7 protein-coding genes are annotated in these 6746 nt (G+C 66.7%); 6 read left to right on the top strand and 1 reads right to left on the bottom strand.

Annotation, left to right across the window (positions count from 1 at the left end):
* Positions 1–73: 73 nt before the first annotated feature.
* Positions 74–1048 carry a tRNA dihydrouridine(20/20a) synthase DusA gene (gene dusA, locus AC1D01_RS15710; protein ID WP_477867781.1) on the bottom strand — a complete coding sequence of 325 codons (975 nt, stop codon included), beginning with the start codon at positions 1046–1048 and terminating at the stop codon, positions 74–76.
* Between the two features lie 205 nt (positions 1049–1253).
* Here dusA and AC1D01_RS15705 point away from each other — a divergent pair, with 205 nt between their 5' ends.
* The 6 genes from AC1D01_RS15705 to AC1D01_RS15680 form a co-directional block, all read left to right on the top strand.
* Positions 1254–1685 (top strand): type IV pilin protein, encoded by a 432-nt coding sequence (locus AC1D01_RS15705; protein ID WP_477867779.1) that lies wholly within the window; start codon positions 1254–1256, stop codon positions 1683–1685.
* The gene (locus AC1D01_RS15700; RefSeq protein WP_477867777.1) at positions 1673–2137 is read left to right on the top strand and encodes a GspH/FimT family pseudopilin; all 465 of its coding nucleotides are present in this window, start codon (positions 1673–1675) and stop codon (positions 2135–2137) included. Before AC1D01_RS15705 ends, AC1D01_RS15700 begins: the two co-directional genes overlap by 13 nt.
* Positions 2128–2583 carry a type IV pilus modification PilV family protein gene (locus AC1D01_RS15695; RefSeq protein ID WP_477867775.1) on the top strand — a complete coding sequence of 152 codons (456 nt, stop codon included), beginning with the start codon at positions 2128–2130 and terminating at the stop codon, positions 2581–2583. Before AC1D01_RS15700 ends, AC1D01_RS15695 begins: the two co-directional genes overlap by 10 nt.
* The gene (locus AC1D01_RS15690) at positions 2570–3643 is read left to right on the top strand and encodes a PilW family protein (protein ID WP_477867773.1); all 1074 of its coding nucleotides are present in this window, start codon (positions 2570–2572) and stop codon (positions 3641–3643) included. The genes AC1D01_RS15695 and AC1D01_RS15690 overlap by 14 nt, the downstream gene beginning before the upstream one ends.
* The gene (locus AC1D01_RS15685; protein WP_477867771.1) at positions 3640–4209 is read left to right on the top strand and encodes a pilus assembly PilX family protein; all 570 of its coding nucleotides are present in this window, start codon (positions 3640–3642) and stop codon (positions 4207–4209) included. Before AC1D01_RS15690 ends, AC1D01_RS15685 begins: the two co-directional genes overlap by 4 nt.
* Before the next feature lie 23 nt (positions 4210–4232).
* On the top strand, positions 4233–6746 hold a 2514-nt coding region (locus AC1D01_RS15680), incomplete at its 3' end, for a pilus assembly protein (RefSeq protein WP_477867769.1).

Here is a 6746-nt window from a genome sequence, read left to right as displayed (position 1 = left end):
GATCAGCGTGACGCAGGCGGCGGCGTTCGGCCTCGCGATCGCCGGCGTGCTGCTGGCGACCTGGCCGTCGCGTTCACGCCGGGACTGATTCGCTGCGCGCGATGCGTGCGACCGCGCGCGCGGGCTCCGTCTTGAGCTTGTGGTCCGACCACACCTGGCGCCAGCGGCGGGCGCCGGGCAGGCCGTTGCGCAGGCCCAGCATGTGGCGCACGACGCGCGACCACGGCTCGCCCTTCAGCCCGACGCGCTCCATGTAGTCGACCATCTGCTGCTCGATGGCCGCGCGGTCGAGCTCGTGGTGCGGCACGCCGAAGAACAGCGCGTCCCACTGCGACATCAGCCACGGGTTGTGATACGCCTCGCGGCCCAGCATCACGCCGTCGAGGTGCTGCAGCTGCTCGGTGATCTGCTCCTGCGTCGTGACGCCGCCGTTCAGCACGATCGTCAGGTGCGGGAAATCGCGCTTCAGGTGGTGCACCGTCTCGTAGCGCAGCGGCGGCACCTCGCGGTTCTCCTTCGGGCTCAGGCCCTTCAGCCACGCATTGCGCGCATGCACGATGAAGACCTCGCAGCCGGCTTCGGCGATCTGGCCGACGAAGTCGCGCACGAAGCCGTAGCGCTCGTCCTGGTCGATGCCGATGCGGTGCTTCACCGTCACCGGGATGGACACCGCATCGCGCATCGCCTTCACGCTGTCGGCCACCAGCGCGGGCTCGTTCATCAGGCAGGCGCCGAAYGCACCGCGCTGCACGCGCTCGCTCGGGCAGCCGCAGTTCAGGTTGACCTCGTCGTAGCCCCATTGCTCGGCCAGCTTCGCGCAGAAGGCCAGGTCGGCCGGCTCGCTGCCGCCGAGCTGCAGCGCCACCGGGTGCTCCTCGGCATTGAAATCGAGGTGGCGCGGCCGGTCGCCATGGATCAGCGCGCCGGTCGTCACCATCTCGGTGTAGAGGCGCGTCTGCTTCGTCAGCAGGCGGTGGAAGTAGCGGCAGTGGCGATCGGTCCAATCCATCATCGGGGCGACGGACAGGCGCCAGGGGGATGCAGTCATCGCGGGAGCGGACATCGGCGTCACAGAAAGCGGCAAAGACGCCATTGTCCATGCACCGCCAATGCCCCTTCCAGAGGCCGCTTCGTGACGGCGTGCGCAGTCGGCGGGCGAGGGAATGTCAACTAGTGTGAGCGGATGTATCGGAGCGCCTTGTCTTGTCTACATTGCGCCATCGCCTCTCTCGAGGCTGCTTCGAACGACTCCGATGCCACAGCCCTCCCACCGCGGCTTCACGCTGATCGAACTGATGATCGCCGTTGCCATCGTCGCGATCCTCGCGAAGATCGCCCTCCCCGCCTACACCGACTACCTCAAGCGATCGCGCGTGCCGGCCGGGCTCGATGCCTTGTCGGCCTATGCGATCCGCATGGAGCAGTACTACCAGGACAACGCCAGCTACGGCAACAGCAATGCCACCGCTTGCGCACTCACCGCGCCGAGCGGCGTCGACAGTTTCAGCTTCAGCTGCGCGCTCACCAGCACCACCCAGTACAAGCTCACCGCCACCGGCAGCGGCCGACTCGCCGGCTACAACTACTCGATCGACTACGCGGGAACGCGCAAGACCGAGGCCCACCCGAAGGGCACGCCCACCAGCAACTGCTGGTCCACCCGGGGGTCGACATGCGAAGGGTGACTCTGCAGCAGCGCGGCTACTCACTGATCGAGTCGCTGGTCGCGCTGACGATCTCGGCGATCCTGATCGCCGCCGGCATGCCGGCCTTTGCCGACTACCTGCGCAACAGCAAGCTGCGCGAGGCCGGCAACACGCTGCTCGCCGATGCGCTGTACGCGCAGAGCGAGGCAATCAAGCGCAACGCGGCGCTGTCGCTGGTGGTCTCCGGCACCTCGGTCAGCGTCACGGACGCCGGCGGCACCACGGTCCGGCAGCGCGCGCAGCCCGACGGCGTGTCGGCCACGGCCGACGTGACCGTCGCCCTCGACAGCTCCGGCCGCCCTGCCGCCGATGCCTCCATCAACCTGCGGATGGCGAACGCGACCTGCTCTGCCGACATCCGCTGCCCTGGCCTGCGCCTGGATGCCGGCGGCGGCATCCGCCTGTGTGGAGACAACACCTCATGCAATTGATCTCTCGTCAACGCGGCATCGGCCTGATCGATGCGCTGGTCGCACTGAGCATGCTGGCCTTCGGCATGCTCGGCATGACCCGCATGCAGGGCCGGCTCATCACCCAAGGCAGCGAGATGCAGGTGCGGCTGGCCGCCTCGCGTGCGGCCGAGGAACTGCTCGGCACGGTGCTGGCCGACAGCGCCAACGCGGCCTGCTATACCGCGCCGGCCACGGGCACCTGTTCCAGCACGACGGCATCCACGAGTGCAACCACCTGGAGAACCGCGGCACTGGCCTCGCTGCCCACGCATTCCAGTGTCCAGCCCAGCGCCGTCGTCACGCTGGACAGCTCGACCGGGCGCTTCAGGGTGGTGGTGAGCTGGGCCGCCAAGGCCACCACGCTGGGCGGCCAGTCGATCGCCGATACCCACAACGTCACGGTGACCACCGATGTGCGCCAATGACACGCCGTGCCGCGCCGGGCAGCGCGGCACCTCGCTGATCGAACTGCTGGTCGGCATCGTCGTCGCGTTGCTGATCGGGCTCGTGGCGATGGGGATGGCGATCAGCTACGCCGCGACGCAGCGCCAGGCCGTCGGCACCTCCAGCGTGACGAGCAGCGGCTCGTCGGCCATCGAGATCTTGCGCACACAGACGCTGCCGGCCGGGCTGGGCTTCTTCGGCAGCAGCAGCTTCCGCTGCGAGAGGCTGAACCTCAGCCACGGCAGCACCGTGCTCGGCGACGGTGCGGCCTTCTCGCCGTTGAACGTCACGCGCCCGTCGAGCGGCCTGTTCGACACGCTGGACGTGATGCATGCGTCCAGCGTCTATGGCGGCACCGAGGTGCCGCTGCTCAGTGCCACCGCCACCGCCGCGTCGTTGAAGACGCATCTGCCCGCCTCGACGGGGCAGGTGGTGCTGCTGTCGCCCGCCACCGCCGGCGCGCCCTGCACGGTGCGTTCGATCACCGGCATCACCGCCGCCACGACCGACACCTACGAGCAGCTGAGTTTCGGGTCGTCGGGCAGCGATGGCGCGTACAACCAGGCCACGTTCTCGGCCTCGACCAGCTACGCCGCCGGCGACCGCATCGCCTTGCTGGGCGCCTTGTCCGCCTACCGCTACAGCGTGGCGAACAACACGCTGCAGCAGACGGATCGGATCGCCGGCACCACGGCCACGCTGGCCCGCAACGTGATGGCATTCCGCGTGCAGTACGGTGTTGCGGCGTCGACCAGCTCGCGCGCGCTGGACAGCTGGGTCAACCCGACCCCGAGCACCGAATGGGCCACGGTCGACAGCGCCCACCTCGGCCGGATCCTGGCGATGCGCGTGCAGCTGCTGCTGCGCAGCCCCCAGCCCGAGAAGCCCAAGGCGAGCACCGGCGTGTGCGAGGCGACAAACACCGCGCCGACCTTGATGACCGGCGAAAGCTATGCGCTGACCGCCGCCGACAAGTGCTACCGCTACCGCCTGGTGAGCACCGTGATCCCGCTTCGAAACATCACCGGAGGCCTGAAATGAACCCACGCGCCCGACACCAACGCGGCGGTTCGTTGTTCCTGGTGCTGATCGTGCTGGCCACGCTGATGCTCAGCGGCCTGGCGCTCGCCCGCATAACCGATAGCGGCACGCTGCTGGCCGGCAACCTGGCCAGCCGCGCCGCGGCGTTGCAGGCCGCCGAGGTCGGGGTCAACAACGGTTATGCCGCGGTGAAGGGGCTCACGGATGAGGAGTCGACCAGCGCCACCACCTGGTACCGGCGCACGCTCGACCAGAGCCAGACGGCGCAAGGGTTGCCGAACTCGGTGGCCTGGAGCGACGCACCCGCCAGCGCTGCAGGCGCGATGACCGTGAGCTACTACGTTGAGCGCGTGTGCGACTACACCACCGCTGCCATCACCGACGCCACCAGGCAGTGCCTGCTGAAGGAAGTCGACATGCCGGTCAATCGCGCCGAAGACCCGGGCGACCGCGACAAGCAGCTCGACAACCCCTACGCCACGCAGTTCCGCATCACGACCCGCGTCACCGACGAGCGCAACACGACCGTCTATGTGCAGGCCCTGGTGACCAAGGGCAGCAACTGAGCTTCGCTCGAGAGGATGTGACCATGTCGTTCTTCATCAATCGCCCGGGCGCCCTGTGGGTGTCGTTGCTTCTGCTGGGACTCCCGTCGGCGCACGCCACCGACGTGGCGACCCGGCCGCTGAAGGCCAGCGTGCTGGTCAAGCCGAACGTGATCATCGGGATGGATGATTCCGGGTCGATGGATGCAGAGGTGCTGTTCAACGGCACGAACAGCGGGTTCTTGTATTGGGACCAGCCTCGCAGGCAAAGTTTTTCCAACGGTTCGCTTCTCGACAAAAACAGCTTAACCGCGCGATACACCTATCTGTTTCCCAATGGACAGAGCAGCACGACCCCAGGTACGCTTTTGTATTCCGCGACAGACCTTTCGCCCATCCCTCCCACCAAGGAGTTCGCGTTCACGCGTTCCAGCAGCTACAACCGGATCTACTACGACACAAGCGTCACCTACCGTCCCTGGGCGAGCTATTTCGATGGATCCTCGCTGAGGACCTTCGTCAACGCGAATCCCGGTGCCACACGGTCACATCCCGTTATCGGTTCGAGCACTTTCGATTTGACGCGACAACATTGCGACACCGGAGTTGGACAGAAGTTTTCCCTGTACACAGGCCAGCGCATCGAGAAAGGTGCCGCCTGGGGGACGGGCGATTGCTCCACTGTCCAGGCTGTGGAGACCGTCGTGGGCGATCTCACAGCAGGGCAAGAATTCTCCTTCAGCTACTACCCGGCCACCTTCTGGATTCGTGAAGATTGCACCGTGTCTCCTGATGATCCGACCTGTGCCTTGGCCTACGACGGCATGACATTGAAGCGGTATGAAATCAAACCGGGCAGGACCTTCCCCTCCGGCCGCAGCTACGCAGACGAGTTGCAGAACTTCGCCAACTGGTTCCAGTACTTCCGAAAACGCAAGTACGTCCTGGCGGCGTCGATGGGCACGATCCTGCAGCGCATCGATGGCATCAACGTCGGTGTCGTCGCCTTCCAGGATCGGCTCGCTCCAACGATGTACGACCTGGACTCAACCGACCAGAGCAGCGGATATCAGGCTGCGCTTGCCCCGTTCTACATGAACAATAGGGCGGGCGGAACGCCGACGCGGACGACGATGAAGTTCATCGGCGAGCAATTCAGCGGTAGCGGGGTTGTGAGGTACGCATGCCAGCGCAACGCCGCACTGATCGCCACCGATGGCTACGCCGACGATGACGCCCCCACCGTGCCCAGCTACAGCGCCACGACGTACGGCAGCAATGTCGCGCCGTTCGCCACGACCCACGCTGGCACGCTCGCCGACCTGGCGCTGGCCTACTACACCAACAATCTGCAACCCACCATGGTGAAGGGCAAGGTACCGACCTCCGACGCCGACAAGAATTCGAACCCGCACATGACGACCTATGCCGTGTCGCTCGGGTCCAGCGGCAACCTGTGGCCAGCCACGGCGGCGCCGACCGCCAGTTCACCCACCAGCTTCTGGCCCGCCACCACCTTCGGCATTCCCGGTGCCAATGCAGGGGCCATCGACGAGCTATGGCACGCCACGGTCAACGGCCGCGGCGAGATGTTTCTCGCCACAACGCCCGATGCCACCGCCACCGCCATGCACTCCGCCTTCGATGCGATCCGGGCGCAGCGCGCCGGCCAGGCCAGCGCGAGTGTCGGTTCAGCCAACTTGATTCGAAGCGACGGCAAGGTCTACGTGACCAGCTACAACGTCAGCGGCTGGACCGGCGACCTGAGCGCCAACGCGATCGACAGCACGACCGGCGCGGTCAGCGCCGCGACGACCTGGACGGCAAGCTCCCAGTTGTCCAGCAGGAACTGGACAGGTCGCAGCATCGCCACCTACGACGGCGCCACCGGCCAGCCCTTCACCGCCACCGCCGTGGGCGCGAAGCTCAACCCCGGCAGCACCTATGGCAGCACGAGCGACCTCGTCGACTACCTGCGCGGCAACCGCAGCGGCGAAGGCAGCACCTGGCGCCAGCGCAGCTCGCTGCTGGGCGCGATCATCAATGCATCTCCGATCATCAGCCGCGATGGCGGCACGGTCTTCCAGGCCTCCAACGAAGGCATGCTGCATGCCTTCAACGCTGCCGATGGGCAGGAGCGGTGGAGCTACATTCCCGGCTTCGTGCTCACCGGCCTCGGTGCCACCAGCCAGAAGAGCTACCGCTTCAACGCCCAGCTCGACGCCACCCCCACGCTGGTGACGGTTTCCGGCCAGGAGATCCTGCTCGGCGGCCGCGGCTCGGCGGGCACCGGCTGGTATGCGCTGAATGTGACGAACGCGTCGGCCATCACCAGCGATGCCGCACTGGCAGGTCGCGTGAAGTGGGAGTTCCCCAACGACAACACCTCGGCAACRGTCAGGAACCAGATGGGGCTGTCCATCGGTGCCCCCCGCATCGTCCGGATCAAGGGGGCGACCAGCTCGGTCGCCCTGCTGAGCAGCGGCTACAACAACGCCGCGCAGGACGGCATCGGCCGGCTCTTCGTGCTGGATGCCCTCACCGGGGCTCTGCAGGCC

This window comes from Rhizobacter sp. P3_B12 (genome assembly GCF_056402895.1).
The sequence above is the reverse complement of the archived record's forward strand: the minus strand, read 5'-3'. Positions and strand labels throughout refer to the sequence as shown.